At 48.1% G+C, this 20,420-nt stretch carries 18 protein-coding genes; 16 read left to right on the top strand and 2 right to left on the bottom strand.

The genetic code is table 11. The features are described 5' to 3' along the window. Positions 1-260: 260 nt before the first annotated feature. The 14 genes from purE (at position 261) to nrdG (ending at position 15,272) form a co-directional block, all read left to right on the top strand. Entirely contained in the window at positions 261-746 is a 486-nt protein-coding gene (purE, locus tag LBPC_RS08660) for a 5-(carboxyamino)imidazole ribonucleotide mutase (RefSeq protein WP_003565990.1), read from the top strand. Continuing rightward, positions 743-1,858: a 5-(carboxyamino)imidazole ribonucleotide synthase gene (gene purK / locus LBPC_RS08655; RefSeq protein ID WP_003594887.1), complete on the top strand. Its 1,116-nt coding sequence runs from the start codon at positions 743-745 to the stop codon at positions 1,856-1,858. The genes purE and purK overlap by 4 nt, the downstream gene beginning before the upstream one ends. Next, positions 1,852-2,580 carry a phosphoribosylaminoimidazolesuccinocarboxamide synthase gene (gene purC, locus LBPC_RS08650; RefSeq protein WP_003594886.1) on the top strand — a complete coding sequence of 243 codons (729 nt, stop codon included), beginning with the start codon at positions 1,852-1,854 and terminating at the stop codon, positions 2,578-2,580. The genes purK and purC overlap by 7 nt, the downstream gene beginning before the upstream one ends. Then, positions 2,573-2,833, top strand: a complete 261-nt coding sequence (gene purS, locus LBPC_RS08645; RefSeq protein WP_003594884.1) for a phosphoribosylformylglycinamidine synthase subunit PurS — start codon at positions 2,573-2,575, stop codon at positions 2,831-2,833. Before purC ends, purS begins: the two co-directional genes overlap by 8 nt. Further along, the gene (gene purQ / locus LBPC_RS08640; protein WP_003594882.1) at positions 2,830-3,516 is read left to right on the top strand and encodes a phosphoribosylformylglycinamidine synthase subunit PurQ; all 687 of its coding nucleotides are present in this window, start codon (positions 2,830-2,832) and stop codon (positions 3,514-3,516) included. Before purS ends, purQ begins: the two co-directional genes overlap by 4 nt. Beyond that, positions 3,503-5,719: a phosphoribosylformylglycinamidine synthase subunit PurL gene (purL, locus tag LBPC_RS08635; RefSeq protein WP_011674596.1), complete on the top strand. Its 2,217-nt coding sequence runs from the start codon at positions 3,503-3,505 to the stop codon at positions 5,717-5,719. The genes purQ and purL overlap by 14 nt, the downstream gene beginning before the upstream one ends. Next, entirely contained in the window at positions 5,695-7,149 is a 1,455-nt protein-coding gene (purF, locus tag LBPC_RS08630) for an amidophosphoribosyltransferase (RefSeq protein WP_032780988.1), read from the top strand. The genes purL and purF overlap by 25 nt, the downstream gene beginning before the upstream one ends. Beyond that, on the top strand, positions 7,146-8,156 hold the full coding sequence (gene purM / locus LBPC_RS08625; protein ID WP_003660582.1) for a phosphoribosylformylglycinamidine cyclo-ligase: 1,011 nt from the start codon (positions 7,146-7,148) through the stop codon (positions 8,154-8,156). The genes purF and purM overlap by 4 nt, the downstream gene beginning before the upstream one ends. Then, entirely contained in the window at positions 8,153-8,722 is a 570-nt protein-coding gene (gene purN, locus LBPC_RS08620) for a phosphoribosylglycinamide formyltransferase (protein ID WP_003565971.1), read from the top strand. Before purM ends, purN begins: the two co-directional genes overlap by 4 nt. Continuing rightward, a complete protein-coding gene (purH, locus tag LBPC_RS08615) occupies positions 8,723-10,246 on the top strand; it encodes a bifunctional phosphoribosylaminoimidazolecarboxamide formyltransferase/IMP cyclohydrolase (protein WP_003594868.1) in 1,524 nt (507 codons plus the stop codon). It begins immediately after the preceding gene. Positions 10,247-10,432: 186 nt separating this feature from the next. Beyond that, a complete protein-coding gene (gene purD, locus LBPC_RS08610; RefSeq protein WP_003660583.1) occupies positions 10,433-11,671 on the top strand; it encodes a phosphoribosylamine--glycine ligase in 1,239 nt (412 codons plus the stop codon). Between the two features lie 137 nt (positions 11,672-11,808). Next, positions 11,809-12,249 carry a CopY/TcrY family copper transport repressor gene (locus LBPC_RS08605; RefSeq protein WP_003594864.1) on the top strand — a complete coding sequence of 147 codons (441 nt, stop codon included), beginning with the start codon at positions 11,809-11,811 and terminating at the stop codon, positions 12,247-12,249. After that, a complete protein-coding gene (locus tag LBPC_RS08600; protein WP_003594862.1) occupies positions 12,242-14,494 on the top strand; it encodes a heavy metal translocating P-type ATPase in 2,253 nt (750 codons plus the stop codon). Before LBPC_RS08605 ends, LBPC_RS08600 begins: the two co-directional genes overlap by 8 nt. Before the next feature lie 199 nt (positions 14,495-14,693). After that, positions 14,694-15,272, top strand: coding sequence for an anaerobic ribonucleoside-triphosphate reductase activating protein (gene nrdG, locus LBPC_RS08595; RefSeq protein ID WP_003576044.1), 579 nt, complete (start codon positions 14,694-14,696; stop codon positions 15,270-15,272). Positions 15,273-15,420: 148 nt separating this feature from the next. Here the strand turns inward: nrdG and LBPC_RS08590 are convergent, their stop codons facing one another. Beyond that, positions 15,421-16,521 (bottom strand): sensor histidine kinase, encoded by a 1,101-nt coding sequence (locus LBPC_RS08590; RefSeq protein ID WP_003594860.1) that lies wholly within the window; start codon positions 16,519-16,521, stop codon positions 15,421-15,423. A gap of 11 nt (positions 16,522-16,532) precedes the next feature. Further along, on the bottom strand, positions 16,533-17,207 hold the full coding sequence (locus tag LBPC_RS08585) for a response regulator transcription factor (protein ID WP_003660585.1): 675 nt from the start codon (positions 17,205-17,207) through the stop codon (positions 16,533-16,535). 253 nt (positions 17,208-17,460) lie between these two features. On the opposite strand from LBPC_RS08585, the gene LBPC_RS08580 reads away from it, so the two are divergent. Together LBPC_RS08580 and LBPC_RS08575 are read left to right on the top strand one after the other, a co-directional pair. After that, positions 17,461-18,231, top strand: coding sequence for an ABC transporter ATP-binding protein (locus LBPC_RS08580; RefSeq protein WP_003660586.1), 771 nt, complete (start codon positions 17,461-17,463; stop codon positions 18,229-18,231). Further along, complete coding sequence (locus LBPC_RS08575; protein ID WP_003579680.1) at positions 18,215-20,290, top strand: FtsX-like permease family protein; 2,076 nt, start codon at positions 18,215-18,217, stop codon at positions 20,288-20,290. Before LBPC_RS08580 ends, LBPC_RS08575 begins: the two co-directional genes overlap by 17 nt. Positions 20,291-20,420: the final 130 nt, after the last annotated feature.

The following is a 20,420-nucleotide window of genomic DNA, read 5'->3' as shown; positions in this document are numbered from 1 at the left end:
TGATGAACGCACATCGCTCTGTGATGTGCGTTTTTTTGTGCGCGGGCGGCAGTCTTTGGCGATGGCGACTGCAATAAGTTGTCAAAAGGAATATTAGCAACACAGATGTGATTTCAGACATTGAAAAGATGACGGGTTAAGATTTTAAAAGATAAACACGAACGATTATTAATATAACATTGAGAATTGTTCTCATTTTTATTGAATCTGTCGCGCTGACGTGCTATTCTCAAAACATCTTAAAGAAAGCGGGGAACGAGATGCAAAAAGTAGCAGTGGTCATGGGGTCAACCTCTGATTGGCCGACCATGCAGCAAGTGACGGCTCAGTTAACGTCATTGGCTATTCCTTATGAGAAGCGGGTTATTTCGGCTCATCGGATGCCAGACGAGCTGGCGGATTTTGGTAAACAGGCAGTGGCACTGGGGTTTGGTGCAATTATCGCCGGTGCAGGCGGCGCTGCTCATTTACCTGGAATGCTCGCCGCTAATACATTGCTGCCAGTTATCGGGGTTCCCATCAAAACACGAACATTAAATGGGGTTGATAGTCTCCTGTCAATCGTGCAAATGCCTGGCGGGGTCCCGGTTGGCACGATGGCCATCGGTGATGCCGGAGCTGTCAATGCGGCGTTGTTCGCTGCCGCTATTTTAGCGCTGAACGATTCAGAACTGGCTGACCGACTGCAAGCTTTTCGCGATGCTCAAACTAAGCGTGCCAAAGAAAGCGAGGCCGCGCTTCAATGATTGATGTAGTGACGTCCCCAGCAACAATTGGCATCATTGGCGGCGGTCAGTTGGGACGCATGCTGACACAAAGCGCCAAGTCGATGGGTTATCGCGTCGGTATTTTAGAGCCGACACCCAATTCGCCAGCCGGTCAGGTAGCGGATTTTCAAATCACTGCGCCCTATAACGATCAAGCCGCCTTAAAGCAACTGGCTGATGCGTCAGATGTGCTGACGTATGAGTTTGAAAACGTTGACTTAGCCGCGTTGGAGGCGGTTCGCAGCGAGACGCGGATTCCTCAAGGCACCGCCATTTTGGCGATAACCCGCGATCGGATCAAAGAAAAGACTTTTTTAAAGACACATGGGGTACCGGTGACGCCTTTTGCCGCTGTCAACCGTGCCGCTGAGTTGGCACAAGCAGTCGCGACCATCGGCTTGCCAAGCATCCTGAAGACGACCACTGGCGGTTATGATGGCCATGGTCAGCAAGATATCAATACACCAGATGATTTTCCCGCCGCCCGCGAACTTTTGACGCATGGTCCTTGCATTCTCGAAAAACGGCAGCAATTTGATCGTGAAGTCTCCGTTATGATGACACGTGATGGCCGCGATCAAGTGCGTGTTTTTCCGATCGTTGAGAATCGCCATCAGCACCATGTTTTGCATCTCACGCTTGCGCCTGCACCGAACATTTCGCCGGTGTTAGCCAAAAAGATTGATGATCTCGCGACTAAAATTGCGCTTGGCCTGGATCTTCGTGGTGTGTTGGGCGTTGAGCTCTTTATCGAAGGGGACAATGTGGTGGCCAATGAGTTGGCTCCGCGTCCGCACAATTCCGGACACTACTCGATTGAGGCATGCAACTTTTCACAATTCGATGCACATATTTTGAGTATTTGTGGCTTACCGATACCGCCGATTACATTGAAGCAGCCAGCGGTTATGCGCAACCTGCTCGGCGACGATTTAACCATTGCCAAGCAGAAATGGCCTCAGCATCCTGAATGGCACATGCATGATTATGGTAAAGCCGAGATTCGCTCCGGTCGCAAAATGGGTCATCTTACGGTAACTGATGATCGTAATGTGTTGGACATACTTAAACAAATGGAGGCAGCATGGTGAACAAAACAACATTATTGTATACCGGCAAGGCAAAACAGGTTTATGCAACCGATGATCCTGATGTGTTGTGGATGGCATACACCAATCAAGCCACAGCATTAAATGGCGAGAAAAAAGCCCAGATTGCCCACAAAGGCGAATTAAATCGAGCGATTTCGACGTTGCTATTTAAGGAATTGACAGCTGCCGGTATACCAACGCATTATCTTGATTCGCCGGACAGCACGACGATGATCGTCAAAAAAGCCGCGATGTTGCCGCTTGAAGTAGTTGTGCGTAATTATGCATCCGGTCATTTTGTCACCAAGTTCAATGTTAAGCCGATGATGAAGCTCGACCCGCCAATCCACGAATACTATTACAAGTCTGATGAACTTGGCGACCCGTTCATGAATGAAGCCCAAATTTTCGCCTTGCACGAAGCTACGCCTGAACAACTCAAGCAAGTGCACGCTTTAACTGATCGCATCAATACTTATTTGACGCAACGGTTTGCGGCGATTGGGATCACCTTAGTTGATTTCAAACTCGAATACGGCACGCTCAAGGATGGCACCTTGGTACTGGCTGATGAATTGTCTCCGGATAATTTTCGCTTAGTTGATCAACAAACCGGGGCATCGCTCGATAAAGATGTTTTCCGACAAAACCGTGGACCATTGACCCCGGTTTATGAAGAAGTCCTTTCACGCCTGCAAGAAAAAGGAGCTGCTCATGTTTAAAGCTAAAATTTACGTAACCTACAAACCTTCCGTGCTGGATCCCAAAGCCGAGGTCATTAAAACTGCTTTGGGACGAATGGCTTATCACAATGTTGAAGATGTATTGTATGGCAAATACTTTGAATTAACGTTAGCAGGCAGCGAAGCGGAAGTTCGCAAGCAAGTCGATACGATCTGCGACCAATTACTGGCTAATGTCAACATGGAAACTTATCGCTTTGAGCTAGAACCGATGGCGGAGGTTAACGCATGAAAGCGGCTGTGATTTCTTTTCCGGGCTCGAACTGTGATCTTGATTTGCAATGGGCGGTGCGTGCCATTGCTGGAGCCGAGTGTGACTTGATCAAGCCAACTCAAACCGACTTGACTGCTTATGATGTTGTGATGGTGCCAGGCGGTTTTTCCTATGGTGATTACTTACGCAGTGGTGCGATTGCACGCTTTTCACCAGTGATGGCTGCCCTAAAGCAGTTTGCTGCGGCTGGCGGCTATGTCATTGGCATTTGCAACGGTTTCCAGATTTTGACCGAAGCCGGTTTGCTTCCCGGCGCCTTGCAATGGAATCGCGACTTGAACTTCATCTGTGAACCAGTTGCATTGACGGTAGAAAATGCCGGGACGGCGTTTTCAAATCAATACCAAGTTGGTGAACATTTGACATTACCGATTGCTCATGGTGAAGGCAATTATTACGCAGATCCGGAAACGTTGGCGGCTCTGGAAACTAATGGCCAAGTGGTTTTCCGTTATGCAAATAACCCTAATGGCAGCATGCACGATATTGCCGGTGTGACCAATGAGACTGGTAATGTGTTAGGCATGATGCCCCATCCGGAACGGGCTGTTGAAGCACTGCTGGGCGGTACGGATGGCTTGGGCGTATTCCAATCGCTGATTAACCAAACGGAAGGAGCCGATGTACGTGGTGCACGTTGAGATGAGCCCCGAGGCTATTGCAACCCAGAAACCTTATTTAGACCTTGGGCTGACAGAGGCTGAATATGATCGTTTTGCAGAACTAATCGGCCATCAGCCAAACGATACCGAGATCGGGTTAGCTAGCGGGATGTGGAGCGAACACTGCGCTTACAAATATAGCAAGCCGGTGTTACGCCAATTTTGGACCAAAAATGAGCGCGTGTTAATGGGGCCAGGTGAAGGTGCTGGCGTGATTGATATCGGCGAAGGCAAAGCAGTGGTCTTCAAAGCCGAAAGTCATAATCATCCCTCGGCAGTTGAACCTTATGAAGGCGCAGCAACAGGTGTGGGCGGCATTATCCGCGACATTTTCTCAATTGGTGCCAAGCCGGTTGCGATGTTGGACTCGCTAGCTTTTGGCGACATTGAACAGCCACATACCCAACATTTGGTTGATCGGATCGTCGCGGGGATTGGCGGTTATGGCAATGCAATTGGCATTCCGACAGTTGGCGGCGAAACAAACTTTGACGGGAGCTATACCCGAAATCCGCTGGTCAATGCCATGTGCGTTGGCATCATGGACAAAGATCAAATTCAAAAAGGTAAAGCTGCTGGTGTTGGCAATGCTTTGATTTATGTCGGGGCCAAAACAGGGCGTGATGGTATTAACGGTGCGAGCTTTGCTTCTGGGGATTTTTCTGACGAAGAAGCAGCCGATCGCTCGGCGGTTCAAGTTGGCGATCCCTTCATGGAAAAGCTGTTGATGGATGCTTGTCTCGAAATTACCGGGCATCATCAGGAGGCGCTTGTTGGTATTCAAGATATGGGTGCAGCTGGATTGGTATCGTCAAGCGTGGAGATGGCTGGTAAGGCTAACAGCGGGATGGTGTTAGATCTCGACCTGATTCCGCAGCGTGAGACCGAAATGACGCCGTTTGAAATTATGTTGTCTGAGTCTCAGGAACGGATGCTGCTGTGCGTTCGGGCCGGCTTTGAGCAAGAAGTTTTGGCTGTTTTCGCTGATTATGATTTGGATGCGGCGATTGTTGGTCATGTGATTGCTGGTCATCAGTATCAGCTTTATCACCATGGCAAATTGGTTTGCGATGTGCCTGTGAGTTCGTTGACCGATGATGCGCCGATTTATCATCAACAAGGGAAAATGCCAAAACGACTGGCCCAACCGGCTGCGGATTTTGACCCTATCATCACTGATCCGGTGCAAATATGGACGGACATGATGGCGATGCCGACGATTGCTGACAAGTCATCTTTGTACAAGCGTTACGATGCGCAGGTGCAAACTAATACCGTCGTCTTGCCAGGCAGTGATGCAGCCGTGACTCGGATTCGCGGTACTCACCGAGCACTGGCGATGACCACCGATAGTAAGGGCCGTTACTTGTATCTTGATCCGCAGGTGGGTGCGGCAATGAGTGTGGCTGAAGCTGCGCGCAATTTGGTTGCTAGCGGGGCGGAACCGCTTGGGATCACCGATTGTCTCAATTTTGGCGACCCAACTAAGCCTGAGGCCTTCTACGAACTGGCTGAGGCGGCGAAGGGAATCATTGCGGCTACCAAAGCCTTTAACGCCCCAGTTATTTCAGGAAATGTGTCGCTGTATAACGAAACGAATGGTGAGGCGATCTATCCAACCCCAATGATTGGCATGGTTGGCTTGATTGAGGATTTGAGCACGATTACCACGGCGGCTTTCAAGCAAGCAGATGATCTGATTTATCTGGTGGGGGAGACTCATGGTGATTTTAACGGCAGCGAACTGCAGAAGCTGCAAACAGGAGAAGTCACTGGCAAGCTGTTCGATTTTGATTTAGAGGCTGAAAAGCAGCATCAGCACTTTGTTTTGAAGGCCATTCGTGAGCATCTAATTACTGCAGCGCACGATTTAAGCGATGGTGGGTTATTGGTCGCCTTGGCAGAGATGGGGTTTGATGCCCAACTTGGCGCCCAGATTAACGTCACATTGCCAACTGCTTGGGGATTTTCCGAGACGCAAGGCCGCTTCTTGCTCACGGTGGCCCCTGAAAATCAGGCAGCATTTGAAGCATTGCATGGTCCGGCCCAATTGATTGGTCGAGTTCAGGCCGCACCAGAATTTGAAGTCACAACCGTTAATCAACATTTTTCTGCATCGTTGCAACAGCTACAGACAGCATTCGAGGAGGCGCTCCCATGCCACATGAACCAAAAGGCTTAAATGAAGAATGCGGGGTTTTCGGTGTTTGGGGTAATCCTAATGCCGCCAGCATCACGCATCTTGGGTTACACACACTACAGCACCGCGGTCAAGAAGGCGCCGGTATTGTTGGGCTGACCAAAGACGGGATGCGGCGGCATTATGGGTTGGGGTTACTGAGCGAAGTTTTCACGAATACCGATCAATTGACGCCATTAATCGGACGCGCCGCCTTGGGCCACGTGCGCTACTCGACAGCAGGGGGACGCGTGCTGGAAAATATTCAGCCGTTGCTTTTCCGGTTTTCGGATGAAGCCATTGCCTTGGCGCATAATGGCAATCTGACCAATGCGATCAGTTTGCGGCGGCAGTTGGAAGATCAAGGCGCAATTTTTCAGTCCACCTCCGATACGGAAGTTTTGATGCATTTAATCCGACGGCAAGTTGGCCAGCCTTGGCTGACACAGTTGAAGACCGCTTTAAATGAAGTTCACGGTGGTTTTGCGTTTGTCTTACTGACGGAACATGGTTTATATGCCGCAGTTGATCCGTATGGCTTTCGGCCGATGGTTGTCGGGGTGTTGTCAGATGGCGGCTATATTGTGTGCAGCGAAACAGCGGCTTTGGACGCGGTTGGCGCTGAATTCGTCCGTGATGTCCAGCCAGGGGAATTAATCACAATTGATGATGCTGGTTTGCACATTGATCATTTCACCACGAATACCCAATTAGCAGTTTGTTCGATGGAATACATCTACTTTGCCCGCCCCGATTCGGATATTCACGGCATTAATGTCCATCAGGCCCGTGTACGGATGGGTGAACGGTTAGCAAAAGAACAACCGGCGGAAGCGGATATTGTCGTCGGCGTGCCAAATTCATCGCTGTCTGCTGCCATTGGTTACGCGAAGGCCAGTGGAATCCCTTATGAGATGGGTTTAATGAAAAGTCAGTATGTGGCGCGAACCTTTATCCAACCGACACAAGCATTGCGGGAAAAAAGCGTCAAAATGAAGCTCAGTGTGATCAAACCAGTTGTTGCCGGTAAGCGAATTGTTTTAGTCGATGATTCGATTGTTCGTGGAACGACTTCCAAACAAATCGTGAAGTTGTTGAAAGAGGCTGGCGCAGCTGAGGTCCATTTACGTATTGCCAGCCCACCGTTGCGCTTTCCTTGTTTTTACGGGATTGATTTTCAGACGACCAGCGAACTTTTTGCTGCGAATCATAGCGTTGCTGAAATGCGGGATCTTTTAGCGGTCGAGTCGCTTGGATTCCTTTCAACCCAGGGGCTGGAAGAGAGTGTCGGCTTATCGGCCACGGCACCTAATGGCGGTTTGTGTGTCGCTTATTTCACCGGCCAGTACCCAGCACCGTTAGATGATTATGCCTTTGCCTTGGATAAGGAAGTGGCATCCCTCAAAGTCAATGTTGAGGAGGTTAGTGCATGACTGATTATAAAGACGCCGGCGTGGATATTGAAGCTGGCGAAGCAGCTGTTCAACGAATCGCGGCGTTGGCAAAAGAAACAACGAATGCCAATGTGTTAGCCAGTGTTGGCGGGTTTGCCGCAGCTTATCGGTTGCCGGAGATTTCGGAGCCAACCTTGATCAGCGCCACGGATGGCGTTGGTACCAAGTTGCTGTTGGCATTGCAATGTGACGCGCATGAAACCGTTGGGATTGATTTAGTCGCCATGGTTGCGAACGATTTATTGGCGTCAGGCGCCCAGCCACTTTTTTTCCTTGATTATATGGCGGTGGATCATTTGGATGTTGACCGCACTGAAGCCGTTGTTCGCGGAATTGCTTATGGGTGTCAGCAGGCTCAGATGGCATTAATTGGTGGCGAAACAGCGGAAATGCCCGACATGTACCCACAACATCATTACGACTTGGCCGGTTTCGCAGTTGGTTTGGTTTCCGCTTCAAAACGCCTGCCGCAAAAAGTGGCGGCTGGCGATGTTTTGATTGGTCTGCCAAGTTCAGGTGTGCATAGCAATGGTTATTCACTGGTGCGTAAGCTGCTGGCAGAAACCGACTTAGGCAGTCAATCGCTTGATGACGGATCGGAAATGCTGAATGCGCTGATGCGGCCAACTCGGATTTATGTGAAGCAGGTGTTGCCGCTCATGCAGCAAGGATTGATTCACGCGGCTGCCCACATTACCGGCGGCGGCATCACTGAAAACTTGCCGCGGGTGATCCCTGACGGTTTGGTAGCAAACATTGATCCGCTAGCATGGCAACGGCCAGAGTTGTTCGATCGTTTGCAACATGCCGGACATTTAAGTGAAACAACGATGCGTAGTACCTTCAATCTTGGAATTGGCATGATCCTTGTCGTGCCAGAACAAGCGGTTAGTCTTGTTCAAGACGCGATTCCTAGTAGTAAAGTGATTGGCACGGTTGGCGAAGATCCTGTCGAAAAGCTGCACTGGCAGGTGAGTCGTCGATGAAAGATCTAGCTGTTTTTGCATCTGGTCATGGCACCAACTTTGAGGCGTTGGCAAATGCCGCTGATCAACCAGATAGCGGTTATCGCATCGCCGCACTGGTTTGTGATCAATCACAGGCGCCGGTGATTCAAAAGGCTGCCGCACGCAACATTTTGACGATCGTAGTTGATTTTAAAAGCTATCCTAATAAAACGGCGGCAGAGACGGCCATCTTAGAACAGTTACCGCCAGTATCTGCCTTGATTTTGGCCGGTTACATGCGTATCATCGGGCCAACCCTTTTAAGGGCATTCCCTAAAAAAATCATCAACTTGCATCCAGCTTTACTACCTAGTTTTCCAGGGCGCCAAGGTATTCAGGATGCTTTCGACTACGGGGTGAAAGTCACCGGCGTCACGGTGCATTTTGTGGATGCTGGCATTGACACCGGCGAGATTATCGCCCAAGTGCCAGTCAATATCACTGATGGTATGAGCTTAGCCGAGCTTGAGCAGGCGATCCATCGCCAAGAACATCAAATTTTCCCTGCAACTGTGAAGAACCTCATTCAAGAAGGAGCGATTTAAGTGAAGCGTGCATTGTTAAGTGTTTCGGATAAAACAGGTTTGGTCTCTTTTGCCAAAGGTTTGATTGATCGAGGATTTGAATTAGTCTCAACCGGCGGCACGCATCGCGAACTGGCTGCGGCCGGTATTGCGGTGACCAGCGTTGAAGAGGTGACTGGTTTTCCCGAGATGCTCGATGGTCGGGTGAAGACACTGCATCCAAAGATTCATGCTGGCATTCTTGCACGCCGCGATGATCCAGCCCATATGGAAGCGTTAGCTGACCACGACATTCAACCGGTCGATTTGGTTTGTGTCAATCTCTATCCGTTTGCCGCCACAATCAAACGCCCAGATGTTACAAGGGCAGAAGCTATCGAACAAATCGATATCGGTGGCCCTTCTGCCTTACGTGCAGCAGCTAAAAATAGCGACAGTGTCTGGGCAGTCGTTGATCCGGCCGATTACGAGGCTGTTTTAACCGGCCTTGACCAAGACGATGCTCATCTGCGTCAAAAGCTGGCTGCTAAGGTCTTTGCCATCACAGCGGCTTATGATGCTCAAATTGTGCATTATCTTGATCCTGAGCCATTTCCCGAGCACTTCACACCGACCTACACAAAGCGCCAAGATTTGCGCTATGGTGAAAATAGCCATCAGCAAGCTGCGTTTTACGTTGAACCTGATCCGAATCCAACTAGCCTTGCCGCTGCCAAACAGTTGCACGGTAAAGAACTGTCCTATAACAACATCAAAGATGCTGATGCTGCGCTAGCGATGCTTCGTGAATTTTCCGAGCCAGCGGTTGTGGCTGTCAAACATATGAATCCTTGTGGCATTGGTCTTGGAAAAACCATTGAAGGCGCTTGGGACAAAGCCTATGCTGCTGATCCGATGTCGATTTTTGGTGGCATCATCGCCTTGAATCGGCCTGTAGATCTAGCAACTGCCGAAAAAATGCACAAACTTTTTCTTGAAATCATTATGGCACCGGCATTTGATGATGATGCTTATGCTGTGTTGGCCAAAAAGAAAAACGTCCGGCTGCTTACAATCAATACAGCTGATACGCCGGCTGAATTAGGAACAGAGACGACAGCAATTTATGGCGGGTTACTGATTCAAACGCGGGACAATCAGACAGAAACACCGGCTGATTTGACTGTTGTGACAACGGTGAAACCCACAGACGAGCAGCTCAAGGCACTTGCTTTTGCGCAAACAGTCGTCAAACACGTGAAGAGTAACGCGATCGTTGTTGCCCAAGCTGATCAGACGTTAGGCATTGGGGCAGGACAAATGAATCGGATTGGTTCGGTTGAGTTAGCCCTCACCCAGGCCCAACAAAACGACAACTTTGCTGGCGCCGTCATGGCCAGTGATGCCTTCTTCCCAATGGACGACTGCGTTGATTACGCGGCTAAGCATGATATCAAAGCCATCATCCAACCAGGCGGCAGTATTCGGGACAAAGATTCTATAGAAAAGGCTAACCAGTACGGTATTGCGATGGTGACAACTGGTGTCCGTCATTTTAGACATTAAAAAGAAGAGCGTGAACAGGCGCGTTTAGAAACCGGAGCATAAGTGGTCTTGAGGTGAACTGGCTGGGTTTTGGCCAGATAGCTTCAAGGTTCTGATGTATAGGTTTCCGCGCCTATGAGCGCATTTAAGAGAAAAACAGGCGCGTTTATAAAGCTTCCCCACCAGCAAATACACTAGGAGGTTACGATGAAACAGGTTTTGATCATTGGCGGCGGCGCCCGGGAAAGTGCCCTTGCTTTAAAATTCAAACAGTCTCCGCAAGTTGATCATGTCTATGTGGCGCCAGGTAATCCGGCAATGACCTTGCTGGGAGTTGATCCGATCAACATTGATGACAATGACTTTACCAAGTTGATTGACTTTGCTGAGACCCACCAAATTGATCTGACTTTTGTGGGTCCCGAAGTGCCGTTAGCCGCTGGGATTGTCGATGCTTTTCAGGCAGCTGATCAACCGATTTTTGGCGTCACCAAGAAAGTTGCCCAGTTAGAGGCCAGCAAAACGTTTGCCAAGGATTTTATGGCGCGCCATCAGTTGCCGACTGCCGGCAGCAAGACGGTTCACAATGCTATTGATGCCCATGCCGAAGCCGCGACAATGGGCTTGCCACTAGTCTTGAAAAAGGACGGTTTGGCAGCCGGAAAAGGCGTCGCTATTGCCCAAGATGCTGAAACGCTGGATGAAACGATCGAAAAAATGTATGCCGATTCTCCAGATGCAACGGTGCTACTTGAGCAATATCTTGCGGGTGAAGAAGCCTCTGTCATGGCCTTGTTTAATGGCGAAAAGCGTGTCATTCTGCCGCTTTCTCAGGATCACAAGCGGCGTTTTGCCAATGATCGTGGTCCTAATACAGGCGGAATGGGGGCGATTAGTCCGTTACCGCAATTTAACGATGATCAAGTAGCCGCTGCCCATCAGCTTGTGGATGCAACGTTAAAGGGCATGCAGGCTGATGGCTTAGATGGTCAAGGGGTCATGTACATTGGACTGATCTTCACACCTGACGGACCGAAGATTTTGGAATATAACATGCGTTTTGGCGATCCAGAAACGCAAGTCCTGCTGCCGCAAATCACAAATGATTTTTATCAACTGATTAGCGACTTATTAGCAAACCGCCAACCTAGTTTGACGTTGAGCGATAAGGCCTATGCTTGCTTTGTTGCCGTTAATCCTGCGTACCCGAGCAGCGCGCTCAAGACAGTTCCCGTCATTGTGCCGACAGATTGGCCAGAGGGAACTTGGCTTCCAGCAGGAGTGGCGAAAAGTGACCACGGCTGGGAAAGTCATGCTGGTAGAATCTTCTCCGTAGTAGCTGGGGCGGAGTCTTTGCCGGATGCCGTTAAAGCGGCAAAAACAGCCATGGAGAAAATTCAAGGCGTTTTGGATTATCGCACTGATATTGGGTTCCACACACTGTAAAAGTGAATGAATACAATCGCGCCTCGGCTGGCTAGCCGGGGTATTTTTGTGCGCTCAAGAAACTGCGGTTGACTTTTATGGTTTACAGTTGTAAATTAAAGGTGTTGATAGATTACAGATGTAAACGGAGGCAAGCGATGGAAACACCGAAAGTTGAAATTTCCCAGTCTGAATGGGAGGTTATGCGAATTATCTGGACACTTGGTCCACTGACAAGTAGCACGCTTGCAACAATTCTTGCTGAAAAAATGGGCTGGAAAGTGGCAACGACCAAAACCTTTTTAGGACGGTTAGTCAAAAAAGGCGCCTTAACCACTGAAAAAAATGGACGTGAATTTCTTTATCACACTGCAGTGGGTGAACAAGAGTCTATGGATGCCGCCGTGGCGGAATTATTTAGCCACCTTTGTCAAATGAAAATCGGCACGGCCATCAATCACTTGATGACGAACGTCACCCTTTCGAAACATGATATTGAGATCTTGCAACAAACGCTTTTAGCGAAGCAGCACGATGCGCCGAAAACAGTTAGTTGTAATTGTTTACCAGAAGGTTGTAAGGAGGCTGCACATGAATGACGATGAAATGAAAGCGATGAACGATACGAAAAGATCACAGACTGACAAAAAAGATCAAATGAACCACGATCATATGGCGATGGGTCACCATGGCGATATGGACCACATGCACATGGATCACGACTCTGAAGAAGAGCATGCTGGCATGGCGAAGATGCAGATGGAACCGGGTTCAATGGATCATGCAGCAATGGATCAGATGCACATGAATCACGGCGCGATGGATCACATGCACATGCATATGGATCACGGCTCGATGGATCATGGCGGGGGTCACATGATGCATATGGGAAATCTCAAGCAAAAGTTTTGGGTGAGTTTGATCGTCATGATACCCGTGTTGTTGCTTTCGCAGTTCATGGGGATGGATATCCACCTCGGCGTTTTGCAATTGCCAATAGTTTTTCCTGGGTCTGATTGGCTTGTCCTGATTCTTTCGTCATTTCTATTCTTCTATGGCGGTTGGCCATTTTTGACCGGCGCTAAATCAGAGTTGCAAAGTCGCCAGCCCGCAATGATGACTTTGATTGCAATGGGGATCACCGTTGCGTACGGTTACTCGCTTTATGCTTTCGTCATGAATCACTTTATCGCGCCACATGCTATGGTGATGGACTTCTTCTGGGAACTGGCCACTTTAATTGTGATCATGTTGCTGGGTCACTGGATTGAAATGAATGCTGTGATGGCGGCTGGTAATGCGGTTGAAAAATTGGCTGCATTATTGCCAAATCAGGCGCATGTGGTTCATGGCGACAGTGTGATGGATATGCCATTGTCAGAGGTTCAGGTTGGCACGCGATTACGGGTTTTGGCTGGTGAACAAATGCCAGCTGATGGCGAAATCGTAAGCGGCAGCAGTAGTGTCAATGAATCGCTTGTCACAGGCGAAGCCAAGGCTGTTCGTAAGGCAGGCGGTGATAAAGTTATTGGTGGTTCCATCAACGGAGATGGGGTCATTGAAATCCAAGTGACAGGTACTGGTGAAAGCGGCTATTTAGCCCAAGTAATGAAGCTTGTACAAAGTGCGCAAGCAAATAAAAGTAAGGCCGAGGGCATGGCCGACAAAGTTGCCGGCTGGTTGTTCTATGCCGCGTTAGCTATTGGTATTCTGGCGTTTATTCTCTGGATGCCAAGCGGCCTGGCCACCGCTTTTGAACGGATGGTCACCGTCTTCATTATTGCTTGTCCACATGCATTAGGGTTGGCGATTCCGCTTGTCATTGCTCGGAGTACCAGTATTGGCGCCACGAATGGGTTGTTGATTCGCAATCGCCAAGCGCTTGAAACAGCCAAGCGAGCCAAGTACATGCTAATGGATAAGACAGGGACGCTGACTGAAGGCAAGTTTACGGTTGCCACAACGTTGCATTTTGCTGATCAGAGTCAGGAAGAAATTCTAGCAACCATGGCCGCCTTGGAAAGTCATTCCGAGCATCCGCTTGCAACTGGGATTAAAGCGGCAGCAATTGAGCAAAAGCTAACAGTGCCAGCTGCTGAAAATGTTCAGGTCATGAAGGGTGTCGGGCTGTCAGGCACAGTCGACGGCATTCAGTATGAGATTGTGAATGCCCGATATTTACAGGATCATCAGTTGACCTACGATAAAACCCAGGCTGATCAGTGGGCTGCTGCCGGAAATTCGTTAGCCTTTTTGCTGAAAGGTCAGCACGTTTTGGGCATGGTGGCTGAAGGCGATCAGTTGAAGTCTTCCAGTAAGGCATTTGTTGCCGAGTTGAAACAGCAGGGGATTACGCCTGTGATGCTGACTGGTGATAACCATGAAACTGCTAAGAAAGTGGCCGGTCAGCTTGGTCTGACGGAATTTCAGGCAGAGTTAAAACCTGAAGACAAAGTTGCGCAAGTGAAGGCTTATCAACAGCATGGCGTTGTCATGATGGTTGGTGACGGGGTCAACGATGCGCCTAGTTTGGCTCAAGCAGACATCGGTGTTGCAATTGGAGCTGGGACGGATGTCGCGATTGATACCGCCGATGTTGTCTTAGTTCATAGTGACCCGGCCGATATTCTCAACTTCTTGTCATTGGCAAAAGCAACTAACCGGAAAATGGTTCAAAACCTTTGGTGGGGTGCTGGTTACAATATTCTGGCGATTCCGCTTGCTGCAGGGATTCTTGCCCCCGTTGGCTTCATTCTCAGTCCTGCGGTCGGTGCTGCGATCATGTCGTTGTCAACGATTGTTGTGGCTTTGAATGCAATGACACTGCACTTAAAGCGCGCTTAATAAGTCACGTGTATGACGTATAGCATCAGAGAATGCCGGCCTGGCGTCAAGATATAGATGACAGGCCGGCATTTTGTGTACAACTGATACTACATCTTGGGGGTGAAACGTGATACGATGAAAAAAGTGGATTCACAAGACTAAACAGCTGGGTGCGTGACACCACGTGGGTTGGCACACCCTCAAGGAAGGCAGACATATGATCGAAAATAAATTACCCCAAAATCCCAAACCTAAAGAATGGCTTGCCAGTGAGCTTTCACAGCAACGCATCGCCGATTACAAACCGTTTAACTTTGTTGACGGCGAAGGGGTTCGGTGTAGTTTATATGTCTCCGGTTGCCGTTTCGCTTGCCCTGGTTGCTACAATCGGGTTGCACAAAATTTTCGTTATGGTAAACCTTATACACAAGAACTTGAGGATCAAATCATGACCGATCTTAGTCAAAGTTACGTACAGGGTCTGACGCTGTTAGGCGGCGAGCCTTTCCTAAACACGCAAGTCTGCATTCGCTTGTGCAAACGAATTCGTCAAGAATTCGGGCATGAGAAAGACATTTGGAGCTGGAGCGGCTATACGTATGATGAATTGATTCAGGATTCAGACGATAAACTTGAGTTGCTAAAATTGATCGATATTTTGGTTGACGGTCGCTTTTTGTTGGCGCAAAAGGATCTGACCTTACAGTTTCGTGGCAGTGCTAACCAGCGCATCATTGACGTACCAGCAACAATGGCGGCTGGCGAAGTCAAGTTGTGGAAAAATCTGATTCGTTAGTTCGTTCAGGCAATTCGAAGGACGATAAGATAATCTATTAAAAAATCGGCATCAGAGGCTGCTTGCCTCTGGTGCCGATTTGGTTGAATAGGTGGCTCTCAATTTTGAGATCTAGGGTTGATTCAACTACTTGATGCTATCTTATTCGTCAGCTGTCTGGATGTGACCTAGTCTGGGTTTGCACAGCAATCGCGTGGGATTCAGGATGGTGCACAGTTTGATCGGCCTCACCATAATAGCTCACGTAAGGAAAATGGATTGTGACCGTGGTACCTTGATTGATTACCGAGGTTAACGACAAGTGATGGCCAAGTTTTTCAGCTAACTTTTCAGCCAAGAACAAGCCTAATCCCGTTGACTTATGATTCGAAAGGCGCCCATTACTGCCCGTGAATCCCTTCTCAAAAACACGATGTTGCTCATCTTTGGGGATGCCGATACCGGTATCAGTAATCTGTAGTTGCGTTTCCTTCCCGGTGTTACGAATGAGAGCCGTGATTCGGCCTCCTTCTGGCGTATATTTGACCGCATTGGAGATGAGCTGAGCAAGAATAAAGCGAAGCCACTTGTTGTCTGTCAATACGATTTGATCGGTGCCATTCAGTCTGAAAGATAGTCGTTTATTGATAAAGCCGTTCCGCTGGTTGGCGACTACGTCATTGATGAGCGGGCGCAATGATGTCTCATGCAGCAAATAATCCTTTGAAAAGCTGTCGAGACGCGAGTAATACAAGACTTGCTCGACATAAAATTCGATTTGATCCAATTGCAGATTCAAATTATCCAGTTTGTCATCAGGTACTTGCCCCTCAAAACTTTCGGCCAGCAACGTCACTGCCGCGAGCGGTACTTTGATTTCGTGCACCCAAGAATCAATGAAGTCTTTTTGATCTTGCTGTTGTGCTAGCAGGGCAGTTACTTGTTGGCGATGCTGGGTCAAAATTTGATTGTACGTTTTCGTCACAAGTTGTTCGGTTGCGGATTCACCGCCAGGCAAGGGCCAATCTAACGCAGCCTCCTGAGCATCGATCCGTTCCTGAAGCCGAGCTGCGAACCGCCGTACGCGCCAATACCGTGCGATCAAAAAAGCGCTGGCCAATAGTGTCACTAACAACACAGCGTACCAAAGCGTCATGGCCTTAACGCGATGCTGCGGGTCAAGCCAGATGATCAAGGCCGCCAGACCAACACAAAGAATATAGCCACCAATCGGGCTTAAATGATCCTTTAAATAATCACGAAACCGCATCTGCCAGCCTCCTAAGGAACGATGTAACCTTGTCCAACCTTGGTTTGAATATAATCTTTCAACCCGGCTTCCTCGATTTTTTTGCGCAGGCGATTAATGTTGACGGTAAGTGTATTGTCATCAACAAATCGCTCGTCTTGCCATAAGTCCTTTAATAACCGGGAACGGCTGACGATTTGACCGTGTTGCCGGATCAAGATTTGTAACAGTTTATATTCATTTTTTGACAGGTTAATTTCGTTTTCGCCAATTTGTGCCGTACCGTTTTTGAGGTTCAACATCAAGCCGTTGTGTTCCAAAACATCGGTTCCTTGATCAGCATAATTGTAGGTTCGTCGAAGCAAGGCGTTGATTTTTGCGATCAACACTTCCATGGCAAACGGCTTATTCAAAAAGTCGTCAGCGCCCATATTCATTGCCATGACCATATCCATATTCGTGTTACGACTAGAAATGAAAATCACAGGGACCTTTGATACTTCACGGATTTTTTGAACCCAATAATAGCCGTCAAAAACTGGTAGATTAATATCCAATAAGACTAAATGGGGTTTTTCTTGCAAAAAGTCATCAAATACAGCATTAAAATCGGTTACCACAACTGGATCAAATTGCCATTTTTTTAAGTTATCAGCGATCAGCCCACTAATCGTCAGATCGTCCTCTACGATCATGATTTTAAACACGTGACCAACTCCATTTCTGCTCTAATGGTATAAGTTTTGGGAAGGAAGCACAAGCGCGAACAAGGTCAATAAGACCAGTTTTTATGAGCTGGGTTTGTCCGGCTTTTAGGAAGCCGCAATCTTCTAATAAATAAGTTTTCAGGATTTACTTTAAAATGTAAACTAAGAGCAACAAACCCGAGATTCTTTGTCTAACGGGAGTTGGCAGCACATGCATAACACGTTTTTGGTATGATAATGGCGGAGGTGCGCGATGGCAATTCTTGAAGTATCTAACTTGAGCAAGATTTTTGGACAACGGCATGATCGAGTTCGCGCTTTGAACGACCTTAGCTTTCAGGTCAACGCGGGTGAGTTCGTCGGCATTATGGGACCAAGTGGCGCCGGAAAGTCAACATTGCTCAATATTTTAGCAACGATTGAGACGCCAAGTACCGGAAAAGTCAATATTGCAGGGAACGATCTTGAGGCCCTTAATGAACGACAACAAGCGGCTTTTCGTCGAGATCATCTTGGTTTTGTGTTTCAAGACTTCAACTTATTGGATGATATGACGGTGACGCAAAATGTTTTGTTGCCGCTAACCTTGCAGCAAGAGCTTCAGCCTGATCGTGCTGAACGATTACAGACAGTCGCGAATCACCTTAACTTAACTCCCATTCTGCAGGCTTTTCCGGGGGAGTTAAGTATGGGACAACGACAACGCGTCGCGGCTGCTCGCGCTGTGATCACCCAACCCGATCTTTTGTTGGCAGATGAACCGACTGGCAGCCTCGATTCATTAGCAGCAACTGATTTTTTAAACTATCTGCGTCAATTAAACGAAAAAGAAAAAACCACGATATTGATGGTGACGCATGATCCCTTCACCGCGAGCTTCGCAAGTCGCATCATCTTCATCAAAGATGGGGCATTTTTTGCTGAAGTAACGCGTGGTAAGTCCCGCCAGCAGTTTTTTGACCGAATTATTGATATGGAAGCAACTGTCAGTGGAGGAGGCCATACCCGTGTGGCATCTGATTAAGACAAATTTACGGCGCCATCGTCACGAGGATGGCTTGCAGGTACTAGTGGCAGCATTGATCAGTGCCGTTATGTATGCCATTGGGGCGGTTGCGAATAATGAACCGATTTTGAGCGATGCCAGCAAGCGGCTTGGGGATCTGGATATTGTTCCGATTCTATTGATGATTGTGATGATGGTCTTAGCACTTTTTGCGATCAGTTTTTTGCTTTATTTCAACACTTTACTCATTGCTCGTCGTGATCGAGAAATTGGGCTATATCGTTTGCTTGGTTTGTCTGGGGCCAAATTAGGATTGTTAGTCTGTATTGAGAGTTTAATGATCGGTATATTCGGAATGGCTCTGGGTCTCTTACTCGGATTGATTATCTCACCTTTATTGGGCATGGTGCTGATTCGATTGATGGCCTTGCACACACCGATTAGTTTGATGCTCTCTTTCCCAGCTATGGTTGATGTCGTGATTTTAATGGGCGTTGTCTACCTATTAGTGGGCAGCATCAATGCCATTTATGTTCAAAACCCATTGCGTAATTTTATTCGCCAGCAGGATGTCTCGGCCGCTCCCAAACCGCAAACATGGTGGCGGTTTTCCCTTGGCATTGCTGGCGTCGTTTTGTTGGCTGGCAGTCTGTTTACGATGGTCCATTTGTTACCAGTTAGTGGCGTGTTGATGCATATACTGCCGCGAACTCAGGGGCGTTTGATTCCACCATTGTTAATGGGATTCATGCTAGTGGCTTTGTTGCTGGGACTTTTCCTCGTTTTTGAGGAGTTTCTGCCTGGCATAGTGGCTTGGTTCCAGCAACGAAGTCAAATGAAGACGCGCAATGCGCATGCCATCTCAAGACATTTGATCATTAAACGACTTCAAGGGAACGCGCATTCATTGTGGCTAACAACATTGCTGTGTGCGATTACGATTACGATGCTTGGCAGTTCTGCTATGTTGTTTCAATATAATCAGGATCTGGTTCAGCGCGAGATTCCGACGACTGTGGTTGCAGCAGGGGCAGGCGTGGATAATGTCACGAAAATTTTAGCAAAAGCTAAGGTCAAACCAACTCAAGCAATTATCCTATCTTCGAAACTTGTGTATGCCGAAATTCGACTAAGAGATCAGGCCGATCAGGTCCGAAAACAACCTGGTGTTTATAATGTGATTGCGATGCGGGATTATCAACGCGCTGCCCACTTACAGCACTATTTAGCTCCTGTTAGACTTCGTGGGAACGAAGCACTTCTAATGCTGCCAACGCGAACCAGTTTCCGACCAGTCGGTGCCCGCCGCAATCCTGATCGAGCCATCATATTGCCGGGTAGCGATGCGTCATTATTGTTAACACGAACAACCAATCTTTTCCCGACCGGCAGAAACAATTTTTTTGACCGGGGGTTGCTTGTCAGTGATCGGACGTTTGACATGCTTGAAGGAACGACTGATCGATTGTATATGGCTCGCTTACCTAAGTCCAAAGCAACCGCCGCTGCGTTGCGACAATTACAGCACTTGGAGAATAGTCAAAATCTTCAAGAGTATGTCAATATTGGCAGTTCTGAGCGGGATGGCAATGATTTGAGAGTGACAGATCGAGCCAGCACTACCTTGAACTTTTGGCGCAATCCGTTGGGAATTCAGTCCTTCCAGCAGGGAATTGTGAACACTTTGTATGGCTTTTTGTTCTTTCTGATTTTATTGCTCGGCGGCGTTTTTGTTGTGGCTACGGGTAGCATTTTACTTTTAAAACAGGTGATTGCAGCTCGCCAAGAGGCCCGACATTTTCAAATTTTAAAACATCTTGGTATGGATCCAAGGCAACTCCGTATAACGATTTATCGGCAAGCTGCGGTTGTCTTTGCGGTACCGTTTCTTTTCGGGACAACAATTGGGCTTTGTATGATTAGTGTTTTGACAACTTATCTTGATAATCCGCCTTCGCGTTATTTGGGTTTGATGATTTTGATCTATGCAATTATCGATTGGCTTTTTTATGAGGCAACTGTGCACATTACTGCCCGCATGGTAGATGAACCTGTTTCCCGTTGGGCGATTGATTAGCTACGGCGCTATCCGTGGGCTATCTGAATAATTACACAAGCGAGTGCATTCTTAAAAAGCGCATTAGGCGCCAATAAAAAATCCGAAGTGATTGACTTCGGATTTTTCATAGGCGTTAACAAGCCGTCTA

Origin of the sequence: Lacticaseibacillus paracasei subsp. paracasei (genome assembly GCF_000829035.1) — a bacterium.
Lineage (GTDB): Bacteria > Bacillota > Bacilli > Lactobacillales > Lactobacillaceae > Lacticaseibacillus > Lacticaseibacillus paracasei.
The sequence above is the reverse complement of the archived record's forward strand: the minus strand, read 5'-3'. Positions and strand labels throughout refer to the sequence as shown.